The sequence below is a fragment of the Pseudomonas sp. 3MAES_34.3B genome (genome assembly GCF_058145875.1).
In genome coordinates, this window is sequence record NZ_CM176960.1 from 26,161 (window position 1) to 51,232 (window position 25,072).

Sequence of the window (25,072 nt, forward strand, 5' to 3'; positions counted from 1 at the left end):
TCAAGGCAGCAACACACTCGAGCCTGTGGTCTTGCGACCAGAGAGCTCGGTGTGCGCCTTGGCCGCATCTGCCAATGCATAGCGCTGGTTGATGTCGACGTTCAGCTTGCCGCTGGCAATCATTTCGAACAGTTCATCCGCCATGCCCTGCAGTGCGCCCGGTACGGCATAGGTGCCTAAGGTGGGGCGGGTCACGTACAGCGAGCCTTTACCGGCCAGCACGCCCAGGTTTACCCCACTCACGGCGCCGGAAGCATTGCCGAAGCTTACCAACAAGCCTCTCGGCGCCACGCAATCCAGAGACACCTCCCAGGTATCCTTCCCTACCCCGTCATACACCACCGGGCATTTTTTGCCGTCGGTGAGTTCGAGCACGCGTTTGGCCACGTCTTCATGGCTGTAGTCGATGACTTCCCAGGCGCCGGCGGCCTTGGCTTTCTCGGCTTTTTCCGCGGAGCTCACGGTGCCGATCACCTTGGCGCCCAGGGCCGACGCCCATTGACAGGCCAGCAGGCCAACCCCACCGGCAGCGGCGTGGAAGAGGATGGTTTCGCCACTTTGCAGCCTGTAGGTCTGGCGCAACAGGTATTGAACCGTCAGCCCCTTGAGCATCACGGCGGCGGCCTGCTCGAAGCTGATCGATTCTGGCAGCTTGACCACGCTGGCGGCGGGAAGTAGATGAACTTCGCTGTAAGCGCCAAGCGGCCCCCCGGCATAGGCAACACGATCGCCCACCTGCAGGGTGGTAACCTCAGCCCCCACGGCTTCGACCACGCCCGCCGCTTCGGTACCCAGCCCGGACGGAAACGCTGGCGCCGGGTACAGCCCGCTGCGGTAGTAGGTATCGATGTAGTTGAGGCCAATGGCATGGTTGCGCACGCGAACGTCCAGCGGGCCGGGCTCGGCCGGCTGGAAATCGACGAGCTCAAGTACCTCGGGGCCGCCATTGCTGGAAAACTGAATACGCCTTGCCATCGGTTGCTTCCTCTGTTTTCTCGAACGAAGCGCCTATCGGACGCCTTTCCATAGACCGGCGTCAACTGCCAGGGCGAGTACGGATGGTATGCTACGCGCCGATTTCATGGCCGTGGCCCACGGTCGTTGGCGTAGGCGTGCACGAGGTAACCGATGAACACTCGCACCGAGGCCGTGAAGGCCTATCTGCTCGAGCTGCAGGACCGCATTTGCAAGGCGTTGGAAGATGAAGACGGCGGCGCGCGCTTCATTGAGGATGCCTGGACGCGGCCGGCGGGTGGCGGCGGCCGTACCCGGGTCCTGGACAACGGCACGGTCATCGAGAAAGGCGGCGTGAACTTCTCTCACGTTCACGGCACAGGCCTGCCGCCATCGGCCAGCGCGCACCGGCCCGAGTTGGCAGGGCGCTCTTTCGAGGCGTTGGGCGTGTCGCTCGTCATGCACCCTCACAATCCCCATGTGCCTACCTCCCATGCCAACGTGCGTTTCTTCATCGCTGAAAAAGAAGGCGAAGATCCAGTGTGGTGGTTTGGCGGAGGCTTCGACCTCACGCCCTACTATGCCTACGAAGAGGACTGCGTTCATTGGCACCAAGTCGCGGAGCGTGCCTGCGCGCCCTTTGGTGACGATGTGTACCTGCGCTACAAGGCCTGGTGCGATCGCTACTTCCACCTCAAGCACCGCAATGAACCCCGGGGTATTGGCGGCTTGTTCTTCGATGACCTGAACAGCTGGGATTTCGACACCAGCTTCGCCTTCATGCGGGCCATTGGCGATGCCTACATCCAGGCATGGCTGCCGATCGTGCAGCGGCGCCGCGAAGCCCCGTGGACCGAGCAACAGAAAGCCTTCCAGGAATTCCGCCGGGGCCGCTACGTAGAGTTCAACCTGGTGTACGACCGAGGCACACTGTTCGGCTTGCAGTCCGGCGGGCGTACCGAATCCATCCTCATGTCCTTGCCGCCAACGGTACGGTGGGGTTATGACTGGAAGCCAGAACCTGGCAGCGAAGAAGCCAGGCTGACCGAGTACTTCCTGCAAGACCGCGACTGGCTGGGCCTGGCCCCTGCCGTAGGCCTGGAACCCTAAGCGTGTTATGCCCTGTGGGAAGCGGGCGAAGCTCGCGAAAAAAAATGATCAGAACTGTTCGCGAGCTTCGCCCGCTTCCCACAGGGAACTGTCAGGCACCGAACAGGCCATAAATCACCGCAGAAATTACCCAGAGATTCAATGGGATAATTTTGCTCTACTGAGAGCTGAGGCATGGACCGTTACGTTGTATTCGGCAACCCGATAGCGCACAGCAAGTCGCCTTACATTCATCAGCGTTTCGCCGAGCAAACCGGCCAGGTACTGGAGTACACCACACTGCTCGCGCCCCTGGATGGCTTCAGTACCACCGCCAAGGCTTTTTTTGAGAGCGGCCGTGGCGGCAACGTGACGGTACCGTTCAAGGAAGAGGCCTGGCGGTTGTGTGATGTGCTCACCCCACGCGCGGAGCGAGCGGGCGCCGTGAATATGCTGAGCCGCCTCGAAGACGGCCGCCTGCGTGGGGACAACACTGACGGCGAAGGCTTGGTACGCGACCTGGTGCATAATTGCGGAGTGACCCTGGAGGGCGCGCGCATCCTGCTATTAGGCGCGGGCGGTGCGGCCCGTGGCGTGATCGAGCCCCTTCTGGAGCAGCGCCCGGTATCGTTGGTGATCGCCAACCGTACCCTCGACAAAGCCGAAGGCCTCGCCGAGCTGTTTGGTGCGCTGGGGCCGATTTCTGCTGCGGCATTCGAGGCAGTCGACGGGGCGGTGGATGTCATCATCAATGCCACGGCGGCCAGCCTTGCGGGAGAAGTGCCGCCATTGCCCGTCAGCGTGATCAAACCCGGGCATACGGTGTGCTACGACATGATGTATGGCAGCACGGCCACAGCTTTCAGCGCGTGGGCGCTGGAGCTGGGCGCCGCGAAAGCGCTGGACGGGCTGGGAATGCTGGTGGAACAAGCGGCGGTCGCCTTCCGATACTGGCGTGGCGTGGAAGTGGCCACCGCGCCGGTACTCGTTGAGCTGCGCCAGGGCGTTTGAGCCCTGGCGATAGCCCCTTACAGCTTCGCGGCTACGGCAGGCAAGGCTTCCTTGCCGTCCATGGTCTTGAGGCCTGTCAGCCAGCCCTGGAGTACTTCGGGGTGCGCCTTGAGCCAGGTTTTGGCGGCCTCTGCATTGCTGACCTTCTTGTCAACCACGTCGGCCATGATTGCGTTCTCCATGTCCTGGGTGAACTTCATCTGGCTGAACAGCTTGGCTACCTCCGGGCAGGCGTCGGCGTACCCGTTACGGGTCAAGGTATACACGCTGCCGGTTTTACCGAAATACGCTTCGCCGCCGGTGAGGTAGTGCATCTTCAGTTTCACGTTCATGGGGTGGGGGGTCCAGCCCAGGAACGTCACGAAACGCTCACGCTTCACCGCGCGTTCTACCTCCGAAAGCATGGCTTGTTCGCTCGACTCCACAAGCTTCCATTGCCCCAGGTCGAAGTCGTTCTTCTTGATCATCTCGGCAATGGACTGGTTGGCTGGCGCGCCGGAGCCGATGCCGTAGATCTTCTTGTCGAACTTGTCGGCGAATTTGCTCAGGTCTTTGAAATCATGTACCCCCGCGGCGTACACGTAATCAGGTACCGCCAGCGTGAATTCCGTGCCTTTGAGGTTTTCGGCAAGCTGGGTGACTTTGCCGGATGCAACAAACTGGTCATAAAAGCCTTGTTGTGCTGGCATCCAGTTGCCAAGGAACACGTCTATCTGCCCGTCGCGCAGGCCACCATAGGCAATAGGCACCGCGAGCGCGTCCACCTTGGTCTTGTAGCCCATGCCCTCAAGCACGATACCGGCCATAGCGTTGGTGGCGGCGATATCGCTCCATCCGGGGTCGGCCATCCGGACCGGGCTGCAGCTCTCCGCCGCCTGGGCGGCCGATGTCGCCACGCCAAGGCTGGCGAGCAAAAGCACTGTGGATAAGGTCTTCATGGTCTTCCCCCTTCGTTCTCGTTTAATTGGCAGGGTTGCGGAAAACGCGCCTTGCGCTCCAGATCGTCCAGGTCGATGTGGTTGCGCATGTACTGCTGACTGGCGTCCACCAGTGGCTGGTGGTCCCAGCTCTTCAGCGTGCCCATTGCCAGTGCCTGACCAACCAGGCGGCGGCGCCGTTGGCTGGCCAGCACTTGGCGGTGAATCTGTGGCATATCCCATTTCGCCTGTGCCTCTTCAACGAAAGCGCTGAAAACCTGGGCGTGGTCCGCCGAGTCGGCAAGGTTCTCCCGTTCGGCCGGGTCATTGCTCAGGTCGTATAGCAGGCATGGGTCGGTTTCACTGTAAATGAATTTGTAGGGACCGCGGCGGATCATCATCAACGGGCTCACGGTACCCTCGGCCATGTACTCGCCGAAGGCCTCATCATGCCCAGCCTGACCTTGCAGGTGGGGCAGCAGCGAGCGGCCATCCAAGGGTAGATCAGGTACGGTCTGGCCACCGGCCAGTTCTACCAATGTGGGCAGCAGGTCGGCTGTGGATACACTGGCGGAGACTCGGGAAGGCTTGAACGTCCCGGGTGCCCACACCAGCAATGGCACGCGCGCCGCCATCTCGAACCAGTGCATCTTGTACCAAAGGCCCCGCTCTCCGAGCATGTCACCGTGATCGCCACTGAATACGATCACGGTGTCTTCGATCAAGCCGGTGCTTTCCAGCACCGCCAGCAAGGTACCTACCTGATCATCGATGTAACTGCAGGCGCCGAAGTAGGCTCGGCGGGCGTCACGCACCTTGTGGTCAGGTAATGGCTTGCCCCACAGGTCGTAGACCTTCAACAGCCGTTGCGAGTGGGGATCGAGGGCCTCTTGTGGCGGTACGTTCCCGGGCAGCGGAATGTCGCTGTCGCTGTAGCGGTCCCACCAGGCTTTCGGGATCGTGTAGGGGTCATGGGGGTGTGTCATGGACACCGTGAGGCAGAACGGCTTGCCGTCGCCCTTGCGCACATGGTCATAAAGGTATTGGCGCGCCCTGAATACCACCTCATCGTCGAAGTCGAGCTGATTGGTGCGCACGCAGGGGCCGGCTTGCAATACCGACGACATATTGTGGTACCAGCTGGGGCGCACGTCCGGTTCATCCCAGTTCACTGCCCAGCCGTAGTCGGCCGGGTAGATGTCGCTGGTCAGGCGCTCTTCGTAGCCGTGCAGCTGGTCCGGGCCGCAGAAGTGCATCTTTCCGGACAACGCGGTGTGATAGCCCAGCCGGCGCAGGTAATGGGCATAGGTCGGAACATCCGCAGGAAAGTCCGCTGCATTGTCATAGGCACCAATGCGGCTGGGGAGCTGGCCGCTGACCAACGTGAAGCGCGAGGGGGCGCATAGCGGGCTGTTGCAATAGGCGGAATCAAAAACCACCCCGCCCTCAGCCAGCCGGGAGAGGTTGGGCATCTTGATCGGCGACGCCTGATAGAACGGCAGCAATGGGGCCGCCATCTGGTCGGCCATGATGAACAGAATATTCTTGCGCTTCCCCGAGCCTACGCGTTCCATAGACAGACCTTATGCCAAAGTGCTTCCAGCCAGCATGGGGCGGCGTGGTAATGCGCGTAAATCCCGCTTCGGCTAATGTCTAGGATAAGTGGAGCTTATGTTTGAGCAACTGGGAGGGTTGTCGCTGGATACCTTGCGCACGTTCGAGGCGGCGGCGCGCTATTCAAGCTTCACGGCAGCTGCCGTTGAACTGGGCACCTCGCAGCCTGCGGTAAGCCAGCAGATCAAGCGCCTCGAAGGGCAACTCAAGGTGCGCCTGTTTGACCGGGTATACCGCGGCATCGCCCTTACCGAAGCAGGTGAGCGGTTATTCCTGCAGGTTGGCGAGGGGCTGCGCACCTTGGAAGAGGGGTTGCTGGAGGCCACGAACGACGGCCAGCATGAGGTGCTGCAAGTGGCCACCGACTTCGCTTTTGCCGCCTATTGGCTGATGCCCCGCCTGCACCGGTTTCACCAAAGCCATCCCCATGTTGATGTAAGCATCGTGACGGGGGATCGCACCCACGGCGTTTTGCGCACAGACACCGACATTGCGATCGTTTTCGGTGATGGCCGCTTCCCTGGCCACACCGAGAGCCGCTGGTTGTTTGATGAAGAGGTGTTTCCGGTGTGCAGCCCGGCCTTGCTCAAGGGGCAGGACCTGCCGCTGCCTCCCCAGGCGCTGTGTGGCTTCCCGCTGCTTCACTTGCGCAGTGGCCAGGGTAATCGTTGGTTTGATTGGGCCGGCGTGTTTCAAAAACTGGGCATTGCGACGCCGCCTGCGCCTGGCCAACTGCGGTTCGACAACTACACATTGTTGATCCAGGCCGCCATCGGTGGGCAGGGTGTTGCGATCGGCTGGCGGCACCTGGTGGATGGCTTGCTTGAACAGCAACTGCTGTGCCGGCCAGTCAGCGCAAGTGTACGTTCCAACCTGGGCTACCACCTTGTGCTTCCCTCACGAAAGCGGCGCGGCCGAATGATCGACCGCTTCGTTGACTGGCTGATGGCGGAGCAAGCGCCATGAGCGCAGGTTCCGGCGGCCTGTTTGCATTGGAAGCGCGGGCCTTCAGGCTAGCCCGCTGGTGCAGCCATAATTTTTGGGTATTGCGTGGGCCGAGCGGTGAGTGGCTGGGCGAGTTGCATGGGTTGGCTACCAATCGCCGTAATGGCCGCCCCGTGCCCATCGGGTATGCCCGCTGGCATGCCCTGAAGGGTTGGCACTTCACCGCAGCCGAAGGCCTGACACTGTGCCGGCCGAACCAGCCGTTTCAACACGTGTACCTGGGTGACGAGGCTGACGTAGCTGGGCGCTGGCAAGCTGCCCTGCGCTGCCTGCACGCCATCAATGCTCAAGACATTGACTACCCGCGTGGCGGGGTGCGCCTGTGGGGCGGGACGTGCAACAGCAATTCGGTATTCAGCACCTTCGCTATTGCCATGGGCCTGGTGCCCCCGCGTTTCCCTGGCCTTTGGCAGCCAGGGCTTGGGCGCCCGATAGCGGTTACTCGAGTACGCCGTTGAGAATTTCGTAAACGATGCCGGTACCCACGGCAATCAGCACAACGTCGGTGCCCAGGCGGCGCCACTCGTAACCGTCATAGTGGGGCAGGCGGGAAAGCGCGTTACGGTCCAGGCGGTGGCCATACCCTTGGGGCAGTGGCCGGCCCTTCGCAACCTGGATACCTGGCGGAAGCGGTGTGCCCCGGCCGAAATCCGTACGGTGCTCGCGGATGGTGTCACGCACCGGGCTGAAATCCTGGGGAGGGCGAGCGCCGTGGCCCTGGTTGCCGCGCTGGCCATTCTGGCTGTGGCCCTGGGCTTCGCCATGGCCGTTGCCCTGATTATGTTGCTGCGGGCCACCTTGCTGCTGGTTGTCCGGGCCAGGGGCGGCTTGGGCCAGTGGCATGCCCAAGGTGATCAAGGTGCCCAGGGCAACGGCAATGAGGGAGCGGGACGTGTTCATGGAGTTCCTCTGCAGATACAGCAAGGGAGCGAACATCGCTCCCTCTGGTCGTGCCCGTTAGTCTCTGAAAACCAACGGCAATTCCTCTGTATCAGGAACTTTACCTTAGGCCGGTTTGCGCGCCTCACGAACGCCTTCGGCCAGCTCGCTGCACAGGGCCAATACATCCTTCACCGCCTGCGCAGGGCTGCTGGCCTTGGCGATTTTGTCCACCAGCGCCGAACCTACCACTACGCCGTCTGCCAGCCGGGCAATGGCGGCCGCCTGCTCAGGTGTGCGGATGCCGAAGCCGACGCTGATCGGCAGCGGGGTATGCCGGCGAAGGCGCGCAATGGCAGCGGTCACGTGCTCGGTGGTAGCCGAGCCAGCACCGGTCACGCCGGCAACCGATACGTAGTACACAAAGCCGGAGCTGCGCTCCAGCACGCGGGGCAAGCGGCTGTCATCGGTGGTGGGAGTGGTGAGGCGAATGAAGTCGATGCCCGCTGCCTGAGCTGGCGTAGCCAGTTCGGCGTCGTGCTCGGGCGGCAGGTCCACGATGATCAAGCCATCCACGCCCACTTCACGGGCTTGCGCCACGAATGCTTCCACGCCAAAGCGGTGGATTGGGTTGTAGTAACCCATGAGCACCAACGGTGTAGTGGTGTCGGTTTCGCGGAAGGCTTGCACCATGTCCAGGGTTTTTGCGAGGGTTTGCCCGGCGTCCAGTGCGCGCAGCGTGGCCAGCTGGATGGCGACGCCATCGGCCATCGGATCGGTGAACGGCATGCCCAGCTCGATCACGTCGGCGCCCGCAGCCGGAAGGCCCTTGAGGATTTCCAGCGAAGCATCGAAGCCAGGGTCGCCTGCGGTCACGAAGGTGACCAGCGCGGCACGCCCTTCGGCTTTGAGGTCGGCGAAACGTTTTTCGAGACGGCTCATGCCTGGTTCTCCTGCTGGGCAGCCATGTGGTTCATCACGGTTTGCATGTCTTTATCACCACGGCCCGAAAGGCACACCACCATCAAATGTTCCTTGGGCAAGGTAGGCGCGCGGCGGATCGCTTCGGCCAGGGCGTGGGCCGTTTCCAGGGCGGGAATGATGCCTTCGGTGCGGCACGTGACGTGGAACGCGGCCAGCGCTTCGTCATCGGTGATGCTTACGTATTCCACGCGCTTGATCTCGTGCAACCAGGCGTGTTCCGGGCCGATACCGGGGTAGTCCAGGCCGGCGGAAATGGAATGGGCGTCGGTGATCTGGCCGTCGCCGTCCTGCAGCAGGTAGGTACGGTTACCGTGGAGCACGCCCGGCACCCCGCCGTTGAGGCTGGCAGCGTGCTTGTCGGTGTTCACGCCATGGCCGCCCGCCTCCACGCCGATGATCTGCACATTGGTATCGTCCAGGAACGGGTGGAACAGGCCCATCGCGTTGGAGCCGCCACCCACACAGGCCACCAGGCTATCGGGCAGGCGACCTTCTTTTTCCTGTAGCTGCTCACGGGTTTCCTTGCCGATGATCGACTGGAAATCCCGAACCATGGCGGGGTATGGGTGCGGCCCGGCCACGGTACCAATCAGGTAGAAGGTGTCTTCCACATTGGTAACCCAGTCGCGCAGCGCCTCGTTCATGGCGTCTTTCAAAGTGCCCGTGCCTGCGGTGACGGGTACGATTTCAGCTCCAAGCAGGCGCATGCGGAACACGTTGGCCTGTTGGCGCTCGATGTCGGTGGCACCCATGTAGATCACGCACGGCAAGCCGAAGCGGGCAGCGACGGTGGCAGTGGCCACGCCGTGCATGCCAGCGCCGGTCTCGGCAATCAGGCGTTTTTTGCCCATGCGCTTGGCCAACAACACCTGGCCGATGCAGTTGTTCACCTTATGGGCGCCGGTGTGGTTGAGCTCTTCACGCTTGAAGTAGATCTTCGCGCCGCCGCAGTAGTCGGTGAGCCGCTCGGCGAAGTACAGCGGGTTCGGCCGGCCGATATAGTCGCGCTGGAAATACGCCAACTGTTCAAGAAAGGCTGGATCCTGCTTGGCGGCTTCGTATTCGCGAGCCAGGTCCAGTACCAGGGGCATCAGGGTTTCAGCGACGTAACGGCCGCCGAAGGCGCCGAACAGGCCGTTGGCGTCCGGGCCGTTGCGCAAGGTTTGAGCAGTCATGGCGAATTCCAGGGCAGATGACAGATGCCTTTACTCTAGCCGCGACACGCCCATTGGAAAACCGATAAGATCGCAACAACCTGTAAGGAAAACTCACAGATCATGAGCCGTGACCTTCCCTCTCTCAATGCGCTCAGGGCCTTCGAAGCGACTGCCCGCCTCGGTAGCCTGAGCCAGGCGGCGCGCCAGCTGAACGTGACTCATGGGGCGATCAGCCGGCAACTCAAGGCATTGGAAGCCGAGCTGGGGATTGCGCTGTTCGCCAAGGATGGGCGTGGCCTGAAACTCACCGAGGCGGGGCTGCGGCTGCGTGAAGCCAGCAGCCAGGCATTCGACCGGCTGCGTGAGGTGTGCGCGGAGTTGGCGGTTGCTGATGCGAACGCGCCCTTCGTGCTCGGCTGTTCGGGTAGTTTGTTGGCCCGATGGTTTATCCCCAGGCTGGGGCGTTTGAATGCCGAACTGCCAGACCTGCGTTTGCATTTGTCCGCCGGGGAAGGCGACCTGGACCCCAAAAGCCCGGGTATCGATGCCCTGCTGGTGTATGCCGAGCCACCGTGGCCTGCTGAGGTGGACGTACATGAACTCATCGACGAGCGAATTGGCCCGGTGGTCAGCCCCCACTATGCCGGGTTCAGCGGGCTGATCGGCGCACCGCCACAGGCTGTGTTGAGCGAAGGGTTGCTGCAGACGGTTTCGCGGCCCCAGGCGTGGCCGAACTGGGCATTGTCACAAGGGGTGGAGCCGTCGAAGCTGGCCTTCAGCCAGAGCTTCGAGCACCTCTATTACCTGCTCGAAGCAGCGGTCGCCGGCCTTGGCGTGGCCATCGCACCGCAGGCGCTGGTTGCAGATGACCTGCAGGCCGGGCGCCTGGTTGCGCCCTGGGGGTTCACGCAAACGCCGGCCTGCCTTGCTTTGTGGGTGCCCCAACGGCGGGCGGGCCGTCGTGCCGAACGCCTTGCGGGCTGGTTACGGCTCGAGCTGGCCCGTCAGGCCGATCAGTGGGAACGCTTGCAGAGCAGGTAAGCGGCGATCAAGCCAACAGCGCCGACGGCGATCCCTGCGGTAGTGAGTGGATGCTCCTGGGCATACTCTTTGGTGGCCAGGCTGGTTTCGCGGGTTCTGACCTTCACGTCTTCATACACGTCGGCCAGCAGGCTACGGGAATGCTTCAGTGCTGTCTCGGCGTTTGCCCGCAGGGCTTTGAGCGTTTTACGGGACTCTTCGGACGCGTCGCCCTTGAGGCCTTCCAGCGAACGAAGCAGGCTTTCGATTTCTGCTTCCATGCTTTGCAGCGATGCCTTGCGCAGCGAATTATTGGCCATGGTTCACTCCTGCTGTGGTAGTTGCGGTGTAAGAGTCCGACTGCACCGCTTCGTAAAAGTGCGGCACCTGTGAACTTTTGCCGCTCCTCGAGGCACAGATGTAAACGGCGCCACCGGCCAGTTGCCGATGGCGGTCCTACTGACCGAGGAGCTGCGCATATGAGTGATCATCACACCTATAAAAAGATCGACCTCGTAGGGTCGTCCACCACCAGCATCGACGATGCCATCAAGAATGCCATCGCCGAGGCGGCGAAAACCATCCAGAACCTGGAATGGTTCGAGGTGACCGAAACACGTGGTCATATTGAAGATGGGCAAGTTAAGCACTTTCAGGTCACCCTGAAAGTCGGTTTCAGGATTAACAATAGCTGATCGGCTTCGGGGGGTACGCCGCCGAAAGGAGGGGGCTGCTGGCAGCTCCGCCGACTTTGTTCAAATCGACTCAAGGACCGTGAACGATGAAAAAAGTCTTGTTGGCAACTGTACTGTTCGGCCTGGCAGGTAGCGCCCTGGCGGCGGGCAAGCCATGCGATGAACTTAAAAGCGAAATCGACGCAAAGATCCAGGCCAAGGGTGCCTCCGGATATTCACTCGAGGTCGTGGACAAGGGCAGCGCGGCGGACGGCAAGGTGGTAGGCACCTGCGAAGGCGGTACCAAGGAAATCGTCTACAAGCGTTGATACCGGCGCGCCACCGTGCCCGGCCGTGGGCACGGTGGTTTCAAGGTTACCCCCGCATCAACTGGCCGAGCAGCTCGTAAGAGCGTATCCGGTCCGCGTGCTCATACAGGTCAGAGGTAAAGATCAACTCATCGGCCTGGGTCTGCTCCAGCAGCACCTCCAGCTTCGCGCGGATCTTCAATGGGCTGCCGATCATGGCCATGCCCAGGAAGCTTCCCACCGCATCCTTTTCATGAGGTAGCCAAAGCCCTTGCATGGTCTCGACCGGAGGCTGAAGCATCAGGGTTTCGCCACGGATCAGGTTGAGAATGCGCTGGTACACCGAGGTAGCCAGGTAATCGGCACGGTCATCACTGTCGGCCGCCACCAGCGGAATTCCCAACATTACGTAGGGCTTGTCCAGGTACTGGGAAGGCGTGAAGTGGTCCCGATAGATACGAATGGCTTCGTGCATCAGCCGAGGGGCGAAATGCGAGGCGAACGCGTAAGGCAGGCCGAGCATACCCGCCAGTTGAGCGCTGAACAGGCTGGAACCCAACAGCCAGACAGGAACCTGCGTGTCGGTGCCGGGCACCGCAACCACGCGCTGGCCTGGTGTGCGTGGGCCCAGATACTGGAGCAGTTCCTCGACGTCTTGCGGAAAATCGTCCGCGCTGCCGCTGCGTTCGCGGCGCAAGGCGCGTGCGGTCATTTGATCCGAGCCGGGCGCGCGGCCCAGCCCCAGGTCGATACGGCCGGGGTACAGGCTCTCCAGCGTGCCGAACTGCTCGGCGATTACCAGCGGCGCATGGTTAGGCAGCATCACGCCGCCAGAGCCCACTCGGATGGAGGACGTACCTCCTGCGATGTAGCCCAGCAGCACGGCGGTTGCCGAGCTGGCGATGCCGTCCATGTTGTGGTGCTCGGCTACCCAGAAGCGGTTGTAGCCAAAGCGCTCCAGGTGCTGGGCCAGGTCCAGCGAGTTGCGCAGCGCCTGGGATGGGCCGGTTTCCTTGCGCACGGGCACCAGGTCCAGTGCCGAGTATTTGATGTCAGTCAGTGATTTCATAAGCACTCCAAAAAAGAGACACCCCCGCGCCTTTTTCTTGTCTGGTGAACACATTGAACGCTTTGACCCGCTTTCGCAAATATGTGCTGAACTTGCATTGGCGCTCCGCTCTCTCAAACCAGACGGTTCCAACAACGAGGAAACAGCAATGATCAAAACAGCATCCGCAGTGTGGAAAGGTAGCCTGAAGGACGGCCAGGGCGAGATTTCCACCGAAACCGGCGTGCTCAAAAGCGCCCCGTACGGCTTCAAGGCCCGTTTCGAGAACGGCCCGGGCACCAACCCGGAAGAGCTGATCGGCGCCGCCCATGCCGGTTGCTTCTCGATGGCGCTGTCGATGATCCTTGGCGAAGCCAACCTGACCGCCGACCGTATCGATACCACCGCGCAGGTGACGCTCGACAAACTGGCTGATGGCTTTGCAATCACCAAGGTTCACCTGATCCTGAAGGCTTCCATTCCAGGCGCCAGCGAAGAGCAGTTCCAAGAGCTGGCAGGCAAGGCCAAGGCCGGTTGCCCTGTGTCCAAGGTGCTTGCAGGCGCCGAGATCACCCTCGATGCATCGCTGGTTTAAGCACGCTGCACCCGGCGCTGTAGCCGGCGCCTCGTTGGCTGGGGCAATCGCCCTGGCCTTCGCCCTGCCGGCCACCGCGGCGCCCAGGGATTGCGCCGAGCTCAAAGCAGAGATCGAAGCGAAGATTCAAGCCCAGGGCGTGGTGGCTTATACCCTCGAAGTGGTGCCCGTGGCCGAGGTGAAAGATCCCGCCATGGTAGTGGGCAGTTGCGCCAACGGCACCCAGCGCATCATTTATCAGAAGAACGACACCTGAGGCTCAGGCCCCCGGGGGCCTCTAGCCTAGAACAGGCAGTTCACCTGGCGCTCGGTCGCCAGTTTTGTGCCCTGCGCATCGTAGAGGAAGCCGAAGGTTTGCAGCCCCAGGTTGCGGGCTTCGAAGCGATACCGCTGGCCGGCCTGGAAGCTGTCATAGCGCAGGCTGATATAGCAGATACGTTCCGATGGCTGCATCAGTGGAAGCCCGCCCGTGGTGACTTCGTAGTCGAAGCGCACCTGCAGCTCATGGCCGCCAGGCGCAAACTGAAAGTAGCGCCCATCTTCCAGCCGCTGATTATCCAGCCGTTCGGCCATTACCATTTTCCCGGTGCGGGTGAACATCTCAACCCAGGCCTGATGCGGATCATGCGCCGGTACTGGCGAGGTTGTGCATGCCGTGAGGAGCATACCGAGGAGTAACAAGGCATAACGGTGCATAGGCGTGTTCCCAGGGAAGCGCCTTCAGCATACCCCAAGGAAAGCTGTCACGCCCGCTGGCAACCGGCCGGTTGAGCGCGGCCTACCAAGCGGCGCTGCTGGTCATAGAGCTTGGCCCACGGGGTAAAGCCCAGGCTGCCTGCTTCCAGTTGGTAACGCTCGCCGGCGTTGAAGTTGCTGTATTTGATGTTCAGCTGGCAGTCGCGGGATAGCGGCGCCGCTTGCGGCCCGATATTGCTGGGGGCGACGGTGAACTGGTAGCGCACGGTCAGCTCATGGCTGCCAGGCTCGACCTCGAAGTAACGGTTGTCATCCAGTGCCTGCGCGTCCACCTCTTGAGCATGCAGGGCATTGTCTTCAGGTACCTGCAAATCGACCCACGCCTGGTTCGGGTCGGGCTTGGGCAACCCCATGCATCCGGTAAGGGTAAGGGCAGCGGCAAGCAGGAAGATTTCACGCATTGGAGGCTCCAGGCAGGCATGATAGGGCGCTGAAACCAGGCCCCGAAAGGGCCCCTTCAAGGCGACCTGACGCATGTTCGGATTTATTGTGGGGCGTTCACGCCACGGCTCACTCGACCGCTTTTTCAAAGGTTTGGTTCCCGCGCTGGGTTTTTTCCTGCTGAGCGGTTGCAGCACGCTGGACTACTACCAGCAGTTGGCGCGAGGGCAGCTGAACCTGCTGCGCGCCCGTGAGCCGGTGGCCCGGGTGATCGAGGATTCCGGCCGTGACCCTGCCTTGCGGGCCCGCCTGGCGGAAGCGGAGAAGGCGCGAGCGTTCGCAAGCCAGCAGTTGGGCTTGCCCGATAACCGAAGCTATCGGCTTTACGCAGACATCCATCGCCCGTTCGTGGTGTGGAACGTGTTCGCCACCCGGGAATTTTCCCTGGACCCGGTTCAGTATTGTTTCCCCATTGCCGGTTGCGTTGCCTACCGCGGGTACTACGAGCAAGGCCGCGCCCGCGGTGCAGCAGCCTTGCTGCGCCAACAGGGGTTGGATGTGTATATGGGCGGGGTGGAAGCGTATTCCACGTTGGGATGGTTTGATGACCCTATCGTCAGCTCCATGATGAACTGGGGCGACGAGCGACTGGCTACGCTGATCTTCCATGAGTTGGCGCACCAGCAGGTGTATGTGCCCGGCGACACGCCGTTCAACGAATCATTCGCGACATTCGTGGAGCAGGAAGGCACACGGCAGTGGCACGCGGCGCGGGGGTTGCCGCCACAGGAGGGCAACCAGAACGTGCGCAGGGACGCCTTCGTGCAAAGGGTGCTGGGCCTGCGCGAACGGCTTGGCGCACTGTACGCGCAGCCGCTGTCGCCACAGGCCCTGCGTGAGGGCAAGAAGGCTGAAATAGAGAACTTCAGGCAGGCCTACCGCCACATGAGGGATACAGAGTGGGGCGGCAAAGGCGCCTATGATGCCTGGGTGGAGGCCCCCATCAACAATGCCAAACTGCTGCCCTTCGGGCTTTACGACCAGTGGGTGCCGGCGTTTGCCGCGCTCTACCAGCAAAGCGGAGCGCAGTGGCCGGCCTTCTACAAGGCCGTCCGTGGCCTGGCTGCGCTTGCACCGGCCCAGCGCCAGCAGGCACTACAAGCGTTGCTCGGCAAAGGCCCGGTGTAGTTCGGTCACGGTAGCGAAGTGGAATTCCGGCGCCTGGGCACTCAGCTCCTCCGTACTGCCAAAGCCATACCCCACGGAAACCGCTGCGAGGCCGTTCTGCCGCGCCCCGATCAGGTCATGCTTGCGGTCACCGATCATCAACGTATGGGCAGGGTCCAGCTGCTCTGTTGCCAGAAGGTGGGCGATAAGCTCGACCTTGTTGGTGCGGGTGCCGTCCAGCTCGCTGCCGTAGATAACCTTGAAGTGCCGATCGAAGCCGAAGTGGCGAGCGATTTCGCGGGCGAACTCCCAGGGCTTGGAGGTTGCCACGAACAGCTCGCGGCCCTGCCCGCGCAATGTGTCGAGCAGTTCGATAATGCCCTCGAACACTTCGTTTTCGTACAGGCCGGTTACCTTGAAGCGTTCGCGGTAGAAGTTTACCGCGTCCCAGGCACGGGGCTCATCGAAGCCGTAGAACTGCATGAGCGCTTCCAGCAACGGTGGTCCGATAAAGTGCTCGAGCTTGCGCAGGTCGGGCTCGTCGATACCCAGCTGTGCGAGTGCGTACTGGATGGAGCGGGTGATCCCTTCCCGCGGGTCGGTAAGGGTGCCGTCCAGGTCGAACAAAATGTTTTGGTAGTGCATGCACATCACTCGGCGGGCGGTTGATCAAAGCCTTCGGCCAGGTGCTGGTCCTTGAGCTTTACGTAATTGCCAGCGGTATAGCTGAAGAAGGCGCGTTCCTTCTCGGTCAATGGGCGCGCCTGCTTGACCGGGCTGCCGATATACAGGAAGCCGCTCGCCAACGTTTTGCCAGGCGGAACCAGGCTGCCAGCGCCGATGATCACTTCATCCTCCACCACCGCGCCATCCATCACCGTGCTACCCATGCCGACCAGAATGCGGCTGCCCAAGGTGCAGCCATGCAGGATCACCTTATGGCCGATCGTCACTTCGTCACCAATGGTGAGCGGGAAGCCACCTTCGTTGAAAGGCCCGGCATGGGTAATGTGCAGCACGCTGCCATCCTGCACGCTGGTGCGCTTGCCGATTCGAATGCGGTGCATATCGCCACGAATCACGGTCAAAGGCCAGACGGAGCTGTCCTCGCCGATTTCTACGTCCCCGATGACCACGGCGCTGGCATCGACAAAGGCCCTGGGGCCCACAACGGGGCGTGCCCCGGCGAATGTGCGAATCACGATAGTTTCCTTCTGCTGGGACAATAGCGGCCGCCAATGCTGCGGTGGCCGCTGATTGTAATTAAGATGACCGGTGTTTCTTCTCAAGCCAAGGTGTGTGACCGTGACCGAGACCAATCCGCTGCTCCAGCCCTACGACCTGCCGCCGTTTTCGGCGATTCTCCCTGAGCACGTGCAGCCGGCTATCGAGCGTATTCTCGCGGATAACCGTGCCGCGGTCAGCGCGATCCTCGAACGCCAGGGCAATGCACCTACCTGGGAGGGCCTGGTGCTGGCCCTTGATGAGCTCAACGACCGCCTCGGCGCGGCCTGGAGCCCGGTAAGCCACCTCAATGCCGTGTGCAACAGCCCCGAGCTGCGCCAGGCCTATGAAGCATGCCTGCCCGCGCTCAGCGCCTACTCCACCGAGCTGGGCCAGAACCGTCAGCTGTTCGAAGCCTTCCAGGCTTTGGCCAGCAGCCCCGAAAGCGAGCATTTCGATCTGGCGCAGAAAACCATTCTTGAGCATTCGCTTCGGGACTTCCGCTTGTCCGGCATCGATCTGCCGCCTGAGCAACAGAAGCGCTATGCCGAAGTGCAGAGCAAGCTGTCTGAGCTGGGCAGCAAGTTTTCCAACCAGTTACTCGATGCCACCCAGGCCTGGACCAAACACGTCACCGACGAGCGCACGCTGGCCGGCCTTACCGATTCGGCGCGCGCGCAAATGGCCGCAGCAGCGCAGGCAAAAGGCCTGGGTGGCTGGCTGATTACGCTCGAATTCCCAAGCTATTACGCCGTGATGACCTATGCCGAAGACCGCGCGTTGCGCGAAGAAGTGTATGTCGCCTACTGCACGCGGGCTTCCGAGCAGGGCCCGAATGCCGGTCAGAATGACAATGGCCCGGTGATGGAGGAAATTCTCGGCCTGCGCCAAGAGCTGGCCCACCTGCTGGGCTTTGCCAACTATGCGGAGCTGAGCCTGGCTACCAAGATGGCGGATTCCAGTGATCAAGTGCTGGGCTTCCTCCGTGACCTGGCCCAACGCAGCAAACCCTTTGCCGAGAAGGACCTGGCGCAACTCAAGGCTTACGCGGCCGAGCAGGGTTGCCCGGACCTTCAAAGCTGGGACAGCGGCTACTACGGTGAGAAGCTGCGCGAACAGCGCTACAGCGTTTCCCAGGAAACCCTGCGTGCCTACTTCCCGGTGGATAAGGTGCTGAGCGGGTTGTTTGCGATCGTGCAACGCCTCTATGGCATCGAAATCAATGAGCAGAAGGGCTTCGACAGCTGGCATCCTGATGTACGGCTGTTCGAGATCAAGGAAAACGGCGAGCACGTGGGCCGGTTCTTCTTCGACCTGTACGCCCGCGCCAACAAGCGTGGTGGGGCCTGGATGGACGGTGCCAAGGACCGTCGCCGTACCGCACACGGTAGCCTGCAGAGCCCCGTCGCCAACCTGGTGTGCAATTTCAACCCGGCGGCACCGGGCAAGCCGGCGCTGCTGACCCACGACGAAGTGACCACCCTCTTCCACGAGTTCGGCCATGGGCTGCATCATTTGCTCACCCGCATCGAGCACGCTGGCGTATCAGGGATCAACGGCGTGGCTTGGGATGCCGTAGAGCTGCCGAGCCAGTTCATGGAGAACTGGTGCTGGGAGCCGGAAGGCCTGGCGCTGATCTCCGGCCACTACCAAACCGGTGAGCCATTGCCGCAAGACCTGCTGGAGAAGATGCTGGCCGCCAAGAACTTCCAGTCGGGCCTGATGATGGTTCGCCAGCTCGAATTCTCCCTTTTCGACTTCGAGCTGCACGCCACCCACGGTGACGGCCGTACGCCGCTGCAGGTGCTCGAGCAGATCCGCGATCAGGTATCGGTCATGCGCCCGCCGGCGTACAACCGCTTCCCTAACAGCTTCTCGCATATCTTCGCCGGCGGTTATGCGGCGGGCTATTACAGCTACAAGTGGGCGGAAGTACTGTCGGCTGATGCGTTCTCGCGCTTCGAGGAAGACGGGGTACTCAATCCGGAAACCGGCCGTGCCTTCCGCGAAGCCATCCTGGCCCGTGGTGGGTCGCAGGCGCCGCTCGTGCTGTTCGTGGACTTCCGCGGCCGTGAACCTTCGATCGATGCGCTGCTGCGGCACAGCGGCCTGGTGGAAGAGGCAGCGTAATGGAGGCGGTAGTGACCAAGACCAAAAAGCGCTTCATCGCCGGGGCGGTATGCCCGGCATGCAGCGAGATGGACAAACTCATGATGTGGAGCGAAGACGACGTTCCGCACCGTGAATGCGTGGCCTGTGGCTACTCCGACACGCTGAATGCCCAAGGGCAGTCCATCCCGCGAGAGCTGGGTACCCGGGTGAACCAGGCGGAGCCCAAGCCTGCAAAGCCCAAAGTGCAGACCGTGCAGTTCTTCCCCAACCCCAAGCTCAAGAAGCCCTGAGCCTAAGCCGGCCCGGTCATCGCCAAGGGGTGGTGCTACGGGCTTGGCTTATCACGGCCCCGCGTGAAACCGCTCCATGCTGTTGCTCAAATGCAGCAGCATGGCGGCGCGGGCGGCGTCGGCGTCCTGCCGGCGAATGGCTTGATAAATGGCTTCGTGCTCGGCTTGGGCCATCTTTCCCAATTGGCTGAAATCTTCGCTGCCGCGCTCCTGGGTATTGAGCTGAGTGCGCGGGATCAACGACGCGCCAAGGTGCATCAGCATGTCGGGAAAGCAGTTATTGCCCGTAGCCTGAGCGATCAACAGATGGAAGCGCCGGTCGGCGTCCACACAGCTATCGTTGTTTGCCAGCAGCCGCCCGTAGTCATCTAGTGCCTCGCGCATCTGCGCCAGCTGCGCATCTGTGCGGCGCCGGGCGGCGAGCGATGCCGCCTGGGTTTCCAGGCCCATGCGAAGCTCTAGCACGCTGCGCACATTGGTCAGCGTGTCCACGTTAAGCCGAAGCCCCGCGTGCGCCCGCCGCTCCAACACAAACGTACCCACGCCATGGCGCGTTTCCACCAGCCCTGCGGCCTGAAGTTTCGACAGGGCTTCGCGTACTACGGTGCGACTCACCCCGTGCTCGCTGACGATTGCCGTTTCGGAGGGCAATTTCTGCCCGGTGGCGAAATCGCCTTGCAAGATGCGTTGGGTCAGTTCGTTGACCAGATCATGGGCCAGGTTGGGCGTGCGACGTCGTGCCTGAGGAGCGCTATCCGGGGCCATAGTGCGTGTCCTGGAGAAATGGCAGTCATATTACCACTGGCGCCGCAGAACGTTGACCTTGTATGACAACACACCAATATTTGGCTGTTGCCACGATGCTGTTTCAGAAATAACCCTTGAATTGCTGAGCGGGCGTTGTTCGGCTGGATTTGCAGTTGTATGATGTCTGGCAGCGAGTCGCCGCTACGGCTGCCGACGCCGCGCTTTCAGGCGCACCGCGCCTTTCCCCGCATAAAAATAAACAGTGGGAGTATCGAATGTGAGCAATCCAAGCCTGGTCGCCAGTGGCGACGTGAATCCAGTGCTGGCGCGCGCCGTTGCGAAGGTAAAACAGCGGGTGCTGCCGTTGTTTGTCATCATGTTCATCGTCAATTACATTGACCGCGTGAACATCGGCTTCGTGCGTACCCATCTCGAGCATGACCTTGGCATCGGTGCCGCTGCCTACGGCTTCGGCGCGGGGCTGTTCTTCATCGGTTATGCGCTGTTCGAAGTGCCGTCCAACATGCTGCTTCAACGCGTAGGCGCGCGGCTATGGCTTACCCGCATCATGTTCACCTGGGGCATCGTCGCCACGATGATGGCGTTCATCCAGACCGAAACCCATTTCTATATCCTTCGCTTCCTGCTCGGCATCGCCGAGGCCGGGTTCTTCCCCGGGGTGATCTATTACTTCACTCGCTGGTTGCCTGGCGTAGAGCGCGGCAAAGCCATCGCCATCTTCCTCAGCGGTTCGGCACTCGCTTCGTTGATCTCCGGCCCGCTGTCCGGTGCGTTGCTCGGGATCGAAGGGCTGAACATGCACGGCTGGCAATGGATGTTCCTGATCGAAGGGCTGGCGTCGGTGTGCCTGTGCTTCGTGGTGTGGTTCTGGCTGGATTCCAAGCCGCACGATGCCAAGTGGTTGGCCGCAGAGGAACAAGATGCGCTGGTAAATGCCATCGAGCAGGAACAGCGTGAGCGCGAGGCCATGACCACGGTCAAGCCGACCGTAGGCCAGCTATTGAAAGATGGCCAGATCCTGCTGTTCTGCGCGTTGTACTTCTGCATTCAGTTGACGATCTACGCGGCGACCTTCTGGCTGCCCAGCATCATCAAAAAAATGGGTGACCTTACCGACTTCCAGGTAGGCCTGTTCAACTCCATCCCCTGGTTGATCTCGATCATCGCCATGTATGGCTTCGCCGCTGCGTCCGGCAAGTGGAAGTTCCAGCAGGCCTGGGTTGCCTGCGCGCTGCTGATTGCCGCACTGGGCATGTTCCTGTCCACCACCGGCGGGCCGATCTTTGCGTTCGTGGCGGTGTGCTTCGCCGCAATCGGGTTCAAGTCGGCCTCCTCGTTGTTCTGGCCTATTCCTCAGGCCTACCTCGATGCCCGGATCGCCGCCGCGGTCATTGCCCTGATCAACTCGCTGGGCAATCTCGGGGGCTTCTTCGCGCCTGCGACTTTTGGCTTTCTCGAACAGCAGACCGGCTCGATCGTAGGAGGCCTGTACGGTTTGGCCGGCACGTCGATCCTGGCCGCGATCCTGGTGTTCTTCGCCAAGACGCGACCCAACAGCCAGGATGCCCTGCCCCATGAGCCTGCCGGCCCCGCGCTTGGCAAGACCCACTGAGCCTCACGAACCCGACAAGGACATGACCATGAACGATTTTTCCCGCGTAGCCGGCCAGGCGCCCATCGTGACCGAGTTGCAGGTAATCCCGGTGGCTGGGCACGACAGCATGTTGCTTAACCTCAGCGGCGCCCATGGGCCCTTCTTTACCCGCAATATCGTGATTCTGAAGGACAACGCAGGGCACATTGGGGTTGGCGAAGTGCCTGGTGGCGAGCGCATCCGTGAAACCCTCGAAGATGCTCGCAGCCTGGTTGTAGGGCAGCCTATCGGTAACTATCAGCAGATTCTTAACCGCATGCGCGAGGCCTTTGCCGCTCGAGACAGCGCCGGCCGTGGCCTGCAAACGTTCGACCTGCGCATTACCATCCACGCCGTCACTGCCATGGAAGCCGCGCTCCTGGACCTTCTGGGTCAATTCCTTGAAGTGCCGGTCGCCGCTTTGCTGGGTGAAGGTCAGCAGCGCGACGCCGTGAAGATGCTGGGGTACCTCTTCTATATCGGTGACCGCAACCAGACCGATCTGGGCTACCGCACCGAAACCGAGGGCGATGACTGGTTCCGCCTGCGCAATGAAAAAGCCCTTACGCCGCAAGCGGTGGTACGCCTGGCCGAAGCGGCAAAGGCGCGGTATGGCTTCAACGATTTCAAACTCAAGGGCGGCGTGCTGCGTGGCGAGGAAGAGATCGAGGCGGTAACGGCGCTGGCCGAGCGCTTCCCGGATGCGCGCATTACGCTGGACCCTAACGGGGCCTGGTCACTCAAGGAAGCTATCCGCCTGTGCCGGGACCAGCACCATGTGCTGGCGTATGCTGAAGACCCCTGCGGCGCAGAGGACGGGTATTCAGGCCGCGAGGTGATGGCTGAGTTCCGCCGGGCAACCGGCCTGCCGACCGCAACTAACATGATCGCCACCGACTGGCGGCAGATGGGCCATGCAATCCAGTCCCAGGCAGTGGATATTCCCTTGGCGGACCCGCATTTCTGGACGATGCAGGGCTCTGTGCGGGTGGCACAGATGTGTAACGACTGGGGCCTTACCTGGGGTTCGCATTCCAACAACCACTTCGACATCTCTCTCGCGATGTTCACGCAGGTTGCCGCTGCGGCGCCGGGCGATATCACCGCGATCGACACGCACTGGATCTGGCAGGACGGCCAACGGCTGACCCGCGAGCCTTTGCAGATCATCGACGGCCACGTGCAGGTACCGAAAAAGCCTGGGCTGGGTGTCGATATCGACATGGATGCCGTGGCTCATGCCCATGAGTTGTACAAAGGCATGGGCCTTGGCGCGCGAGACGACGCGGTTGCCATGCAGTTCCTCATTCCGAACTGGCGCTTCGACAATAAGCGGCCCTGCCTGGTGCGGTAACCGACGAGGGGCAAGCGAGACCCTGGCTGGGCGTTTATACTGTATCCATATACAGCATAGGGGCCCGCATGTTACCCAGAGCGCCGCAGCGTGGCCGTGGCACGGTCAGCAATCCGGATAACCGTTTCCACGGCCGTCAATCGGTCGCCGAGGATGATGGCTGGTATCAAGAGGTACCGGCCACCGTCCACACCGAGGTACGGATCGAACACGCCAAGAGCATCATTGCTCGCAATACCTCACCGGACATACCCTTCGACCGCTCCATCAACCCTTACCGGGGTTGCGAGCATGGGTGTATCTACTGCTTCGCGCGACCGACGCATGCCTACTGGGACATGTCGCCGGGCCTGGATTTCGAAACCCGCCTGATTGCCAAGACCAACGCCGCCGAGCGGCTTGAAGAAGCCTTGAGCAAGCCAGGCTACCGCTGTGCGCCAATAGCCCTGGGCGCCAATACCGATCCCTACCAGCCTATCGAGCAGCAATACCGGATCACCCGGCAATTGCTGGAAACCCTGCTTCGTTACCGGCACCCGGTTACCATCACCACAAAGGGGGCGATGGTGCTGCGCGACCTTGACCTGCTTCAGGAAATGGCCGCATTGCGGCTGGTAAGGGTGATGGTCAGCCTTACCACGCTTGACGATGAGCTCAAGCGAACCCTGGAGCCCCGGGCTGCCTCTGGTGGTGCGCGTTTGCGGGCGATCCGGGTACTTGCGCAAGCAGGGGTGCCGGTAGGCGCCATCTGCGCCCCGATCATTCCCATGATCAACGACCATGAATTGGAAGCGATGCTCCAGGCCGCAGCCGAGGCTGGGGCGCGCAGTGCGCACTACGTGCTGCTGCGGCTTCCGCTGGAAGTCGCGCCTCTGTTCGAGGAATGGCTGGGTGTTCATTATCCGCAACGCGCGGCCCATGTATTGAGCCTCATCCGCCAAAGCCGGGGCGGTGAGCTGTATAACTCGCAGTTTGGCGCACGGATGAAAGGCGAAGGCGTGTTTGCTCAGCTTATCGCCCGTCGTTTCGCTGCTGCGGTCAAGAAGGCGGGCCTGGGCCACCGGGAAGATCAACCCTTGGATTGCTCGTTGTTCTGCCCGCCCGGGCGGCAGTTGGCCTTATTGTGATAAGCCCGGCGTTTAATATATAAAGCGCGAAAGCAAACTGCCACTAACGAACCTTACTAGTGGCATTGCGCCGCTTGTCAGTCTCGAAAAGGCGCTCATAAACTTCAGCTTTAATTAAGAAACTCGACCTAATATCAGATTTGTCTTATCCGGTCACAGTTTCTGTAATACGGAATTTTAAGCTTTCGGTGTAGGATTTTTCTCCCGACCTGAGTGGGACTTTTCCTACCATCAAGAGGATGCAGCATGGACCCGAAGGATCAACCGTTACCCGACCCCTCCACAGTGGCCGAAAGCGCGGAGCAGGCGCTGCAACATATCGTCGACGGTTTCCGGCATTTCCATCAGGAAGTCTTCCCTGAACAGCAAGCGCTGTTCAAGAAGCTGGCCACCGCGCAAAAGCCACGGGCAATGTTCATTACCTGTGCCGATTCGCGCATCGTGCCGGAGCTCATCACCAACAGTTCGCCTGGCGACTTGTTCGTAACCCGCAACGTAGGCAACGTAGTCCCCCCTTATGGGCAAATGAACGGAGGCGTTTCCACCGCGCTTGAATACGCAGTGATGGCGCTTGGCGTGCAGCACGTGATCATTTGCGGCCATTCCGACTGCGGCGCGATGCGCGCGGTGCTGAACCCGGACAGCCTCGAGAAGATGCCCACCGTGAAGGCCTGGCTGCGCCACGCCGAAGTCGCAAAGACCGTGGTGCACGAAAACTGCCATTGCGCGACTGAAGCCGAAACCATGGCCGTACTCACCGAAGAAAACGTGATCGCCCAGCTTCAACACCTTCGTACCCACCCCTCTGTCGCGGCCCGCATTGCCAGCGGTCACCTGTTTATCCACGGGTGGGTGTACAACATCGAAACCAGCGAAATCAAAGCGTACGACGCAGAGCGAGATTGCTTCCTGCCTCTGGATGGTCCACATCCAACTCCAAGCGCAACCCCGAAAGGCCGTTTCTAGAACGGTTCATCAGTCATAGGCCATGGGAACTACGCCAGG

At 61.4% G+C, this 25,072-nt stretch carries 29 protein-coding genes; 16 read left to right on the forward strand and 13 right to left on the reverse strand.

The genetic code is table 11. The features are described from left to right. Positions 1–975, reverse strand: a complete 975-nt coding sequence (locus tag AC3Z8Y_RS00120) for an NADPH:quinone reductase (protein WP_490087944.1) — start codon at positions 973–975, stop codon at positions 1–3. 153 nt (positions 976–1,128) lie between these two features. Here AC3Z8Y_RS00120 and hemF point away from each other — a divergent pair, with 153 nt between their 5' ends. Then, positions 1,129–2,064, forward strand: a complete 936-nt coding sequence (gene hemF, locus AC3Z8Y_RS00125) for an oxygen-dependent coproporphyrinogen oxidase (RefSeq protein ID WP_490087945.1) — start codon at positions 1,129–1,131, stop codon at positions 2,062–2,064. Between the two features lie 174 nt (positions 2,065–2,238). Next, positions 2,239–3,054 carry a shikimate dehydrogenase gene (aroE, locus tag AC3Z8Y_RS00130; RefSeq protein WP_490087946.1) on the forward strand — a complete coding sequence of 272 codons (816 nt, stop codon included), beginning with the start codon at positions 2,239–2,241 and terminating at the stop codon, positions 3,052–3,054. Between the two features lie 17 nt (positions 3,055–3,071). Here the strand turns inward: aroE and choX are convergent, their stop codons facing one another. Both choX and betC read right to left on the reverse strand, forming a co-directional pair. Continuing rightward, on the reverse strand, positions 3,072–3,992 hold the full coding sequence (gene choX, locus AC3Z8Y_RS00135) for a choline ABC transporter substrate-binding protein (RefSeq protein WP_490087947.1): 921 nt from the start codon (positions 3,990–3,992) through the stop codon (positions 3,072–3,074). Continuing rightward, positions 3,989–5,545 (reverse strand): choline-sulfatase, encoded by a 1,557-nt coding sequence (gene betC, locus AC3Z8Y_RS00140; protein ID WP_490087948.1) that lies wholly within the window; start codon positions 5,543–5,545, stop codon positions 3,989–3,991. Before betC ends, choX begins: the two co-directional genes overlap by 4 nt. A 97-nt stretch (positions 5,546–5,642) precedes the next feature. On the opposite strand from betC, the gene AC3Z8Y_RS00145 reads away from it, so the two are divergent. Both AC3Z8Y_RS00145 and AC3Z8Y_RS00150 read left to right on the forward strand, forming a co-directional pair. After that, positions 5,643–6,551, forward strand: a complete 909-nt coding sequence (locus tag AC3Z8Y_RS00145) for a choline sulfate utilization transcriptional regulator (RefSeq protein ID WP_490087949.1) — start codon at positions 5,643–5,645, stop codon at positions 6,549–6,551. Beyond that, positions 6,548–7,048, forward strand: coding sequence for a hypothetical protein (locus tag AC3Z8Y_RS00150; protein ID WP_490087950.1), 501 nt, complete (start codon positions 6,548–6,550; stop codon positions 7,046–7,048). Before AC3Z8Y_RS00145 ends, AC3Z8Y_RS00150 begins: the two co-directional genes overlap by 4 nt. On the opposite strand, the gene AC3Z8Y_RS00155 is transcribed toward AC3Z8Y_RS00150, so the two are convergent. The 3 genes from AC3Z8Y_RS00155 to trpB all read right to left on the reverse strand — a co-directional run bounded on the left by AC3Z8Y_RS00155 (position 7,029) and on the right by trpB (position 9,628). After that, positions 7,029–7,490: an anti-virulence regulator CigR family protein gene (locus tag AC3Z8Y_RS00155; RefSeq protein WP_490087951.1), complete on the reverse strand. Its 462-nt coding sequence runs from the start codon at positions 7,488–7,490 to the stop codon at positions 7,029–7,031. The two genes, AC3Z8Y_RS00150 and AC3Z8Y_RS00155, sit on opposite strands and share 20 nt — an antisense overlap. A gap of 105 nt (positions 7,491–7,595) precedes the next feature. Continuing rightward, positions 7,596–8,411, reverse strand: a complete 816-nt coding sequence (gene trpA / locus AC3Z8Y_RS00160) for a tryptophan synthase subunit alpha (RefSeq protein WP_490087952.1) — start codon at positions 8,409–8,411, stop codon at positions 7,596–7,598. Continuing rightward, positions 8,408–9,628, reverse strand: a complete 1,221-nt coding sequence (gene trpB / locus AC3Z8Y_RS00165; RefSeq protein WP_490087953.1) for a tryptophan synthase subunit beta — start codon at positions 9,626–9,628, stop codon at positions 8,408–8,410. Before trpB ends, trpA begins: the two co-directional genes overlap by 4 nt. 102 nt (positions 9,629–9,730) lie before the next feature. Here trpB and AC3Z8Y_RS00170 point away from each other — a divergent pair, with 102 nt between their 5' ends. Next, on the forward strand, positions 9,731–10,651 hold the full coding sequence (locus AC3Z8Y_RS00170) for a LysR family transcriptional regulator (protein WP_490087954.1): 921 nt from the start codon (positions 9,731–9,733) through the stop codon (positions 10,649–10,651). Here AC3Z8Y_RS00170 and AC3Z8Y_RS00175 read toward each other — a convergent pair. Beyond that, positions 10,624–10,950 (reverse strand): ElaB/YgaM/YqjD family protein, encoded by a 327-nt coding sequence (locus tag AC3Z8Y_RS00175; RefSeq protein WP_490087955.1) that lies wholly within the window; start codon positions 10,948–10,950, stop codon positions 10,624–10,626. The genes AC3Z8Y_RS00170 and AC3Z8Y_RS00175 overlap by 28 nt on opposite strands. Before the next feature lie 159 nt (positions 10,951–11,109). Here AC3Z8Y_RS00175 and AC3Z8Y_RS00180 point away from each other — a divergent pair, with 159 nt between their 5' ends. Both AC3Z8Y_RS00180 and AC3Z8Y_RS00185 read left to right on the forward strand, forming a co-directional pair. Continuing rightward, positions 11,110–11,325, forward strand: coding sequence for a dodecin (locus AC3Z8Y_RS00180; RefSeq protein WP_181111219.1), 216 nt, complete (start codon positions 11,110–11,112; stop codon positions 11,323–11,325). A gap of 86 nt (positions 11,326–11,411) precedes the next feature. Next, complete coding sequence (locus AC3Z8Y_RS00185) at positions 11,412–11,633, forward strand: DUF1161 domain-containing protein (protein WP_181111220.1); 222 nt, start codon at positions 11,412–11,414, stop codon at positions 11,631–11,633. Positions 11,634–11,679: 46 nt separating this feature from the next. On the opposite strand, the gene AC3Z8Y_RS00190 is transcribed toward AC3Z8Y_RS00185, so the two are convergent. Then, positions 11,680–12,681, reverse strand: coding sequence for an LLM class flavin-dependent oxidoreductase (locus AC3Z8Y_RS00190; RefSeq protein WP_490087956.1), 1,002 nt, complete (start codon positions 12,679–12,681; stop codon positions 11,680–11,682). 148 nt (positions 12,682–12,829) lie between these two features. Here AC3Z8Y_RS00190 and AC3Z8Y_RS00195 point away from each other — a divergent pair, with 148 nt between their 5' ends. Continuing rightward, complete coding sequence (locus AC3Z8Y_RS00195; protein ID WP_490087957.1) at positions 12,830–13,255, forward strand: OsmC family protein; 426 nt, start codon at positions 12,830–12,832, stop codon at positions 13,253–13,255. Continuing rightward, positions 13,239–13,511 (forward strand): DUF1161 domain-containing protein, encoded by a 273-nt coding sequence (locus tag AC3Z8Y_RS00200; protein ID WP_490087958.1) that lies wholly within the window; start codon positions 13,239–13,241, stop codon positions 13,509–13,511. Before AC3Z8Y_RS00195 ends, AC3Z8Y_RS00200 begins: the two co-directional genes overlap by 17 nt. Positions 13,512–13,537: 26 nt before the next feature. Here AC3Z8Y_RS00200 and AC3Z8Y_RS00205 read toward each other — a convergent pair whose 3' ends face one another. Beyond that, complete coding sequence (locus AC3Z8Y_RS00205; RefSeq protein ID WP_490087959.1) at positions 13,538–13,951, reverse strand: PA0061/PA0062 family lipoprotein; 414 nt, start codon at positions 13,949–13,951, stop codon at positions 13,538–13,540. A gap of 47 nt (positions 13,952–13,998) precedes the next feature. Further along, entirely contained in the window at positions 13,999–14,412 is a 414-nt protein-coding gene (locus tag AC3Z8Y_RS00210) for a PA0061/PA0062 family lipoprotein (RefSeq protein WP_181111225.1), read from the reverse strand. 73 nt (positions 14,413–14,485) lie between these two features. On the opposite strand from AC3Z8Y_RS00210, the gene AC3Z8Y_RS00215 reads away from it, so the two are divergent. Next, complete coding sequence (locus AC3Z8Y_RS00215) at positions 14,486–15,580, forward strand: aminopeptidase (RefSeq protein ID WP_490087960.1); 1,095 nt, start codon at positions 14,486–14,488, stop codon at positions 15,578–15,580. Here AC3Z8Y_RS00215 and AC3Z8Y_RS00220 read toward each other — a convergent pair. Both AC3Z8Y_RS00220 and AC3Z8Y_RS00225 read right to left on the reverse strand, forming a co-directional pair. Then, positions 15,548–16,204, reverse strand: coding sequence for an HAD family hydrolase (locus AC3Z8Y_RS00220; protein WP_490087961.1), 657 nt, complete (start codon positions 16,202–16,204; stop codon positions 15,548–15,550). The two genes, AC3Z8Y_RS00215 and AC3Z8Y_RS00220, sit on opposite strands and share 33 nt — an antisense overlap. Before the next feature lie 5 nt (positions 16,205–16,209). After that, positions 16,210–16,764 carry a gamma carbonic anhydrase family protein gene (locus tag AC3Z8Y_RS00225; RefSeq protein ID WP_490090084.1) on the reverse strand — a complete coding sequence of 185 codons (555 nt, stop codon included), beginning with the start codon at positions 16,762–16,764 and terminating at the stop codon, positions 16,210–16,212. 100 nt (positions 16,765–16,864) lie between these two features. Here AC3Z8Y_RS00225 and prlC point away from each other — a divergent pair, with 100 nt between their 5' ends. Further along, on the forward strand, positions 16,865–18,913 hold the full coding sequence (prlC, locus tag AC3Z8Y_RS00230) for an oligopeptidase A (RefSeq protein WP_490087962.1): 2,049 nt from the start codon (positions 16,865–16,867) through the stop codon (positions 18,911–18,913). Beyond that, complete coding sequence (locus tag AC3Z8Y_RS00235) at positions 18,913–19,185, forward strand: YheV family putative zinc ribbon protein (protein WP_490087963.1); 273 nt, start codon at positions 18,913–18,915, stop codon at positions 19,183–19,185. The genes prlC and AC3Z8Y_RS00235 overlap by 1 nt, the downstream gene beginning before the upstream one ends. 51 nt (positions 19,186–19,236) lie before the next feature. Here AC3Z8Y_RS00235 and AC3Z8Y_RS00240 read toward each other — a convergent pair whose 3' ends face one another. Beyond that, on the reverse strand, positions 19,237–19,950 hold the full coding sequence (locus tag AC3Z8Y_RS00240; protein ID WP_490087964.1) for a FadR/GntR family transcriptional regulator: 714 nt from the start codon (positions 19,948–19,950) through the stop codon (positions 19,237–19,239). A gap of 259 nt (positions 19,951–20,209) precedes the next feature. Here AC3Z8Y_RS00240 and AC3Z8Y_RS00245 point away from each other — a divergent pair, with 259 nt between their 5' ends. The 4 genes from AC3Z8Y_RS00245 to AC3Z8Y_RS00260 all read left to right on the forward strand — a co-directional run bounded on the left by AC3Z8Y_RS00245 (position 20,210) and on the right by AC3Z8Y_RS00260 (position 25,033). Beyond that, a complete protein-coding gene (locus tag AC3Z8Y_RS00245) occupies positions 20,210–21,565 on the forward strand; it encodes an MFS transporter (RefSeq protein WP_490087965.1) in 1,356 nt (451 codons plus the stop codon). A gap of 28 nt (positions 21,566–21,593) precedes the next feature. After that, complete coding sequence (gudD, locus tag AC3Z8Y_RS00250) at positions 21,594–22,940, forward strand: glucarate dehydratase (RefSeq protein ID WP_490087966.1); 1,347 nt, start codon at positions 21,594–21,596, stop codon at positions 22,938–22,940. Positions 22,941–23,008: 68 nt separating this feature from the next. Beyond that, positions 23,009–24,067, forward strand: a complete 1,059-nt coding sequence (locus AC3Z8Y_RS00255; protein ID WP_490087967.1) for a PA0069 family radical SAM protein — start codon at positions 23,009–23,011, stop codon at positions 24,065–24,067. Between the two features lie 246 nt (positions 24,068–24,313). Continuing rightward, the gene (locus AC3Z8Y_RS00260) at positions 24,314–25,033 is read left to right on the forward strand and encodes a carbonic anhydrase (RefSeq protein ID WP_181111234.1); all 720 of its coding nucleotides are present in this window, start codon (positions 24,314–24,316) and stop codon (positions 25,031–25,033) included. Positions 25,034–25,072: the final 39 nt, after the last annotated feature.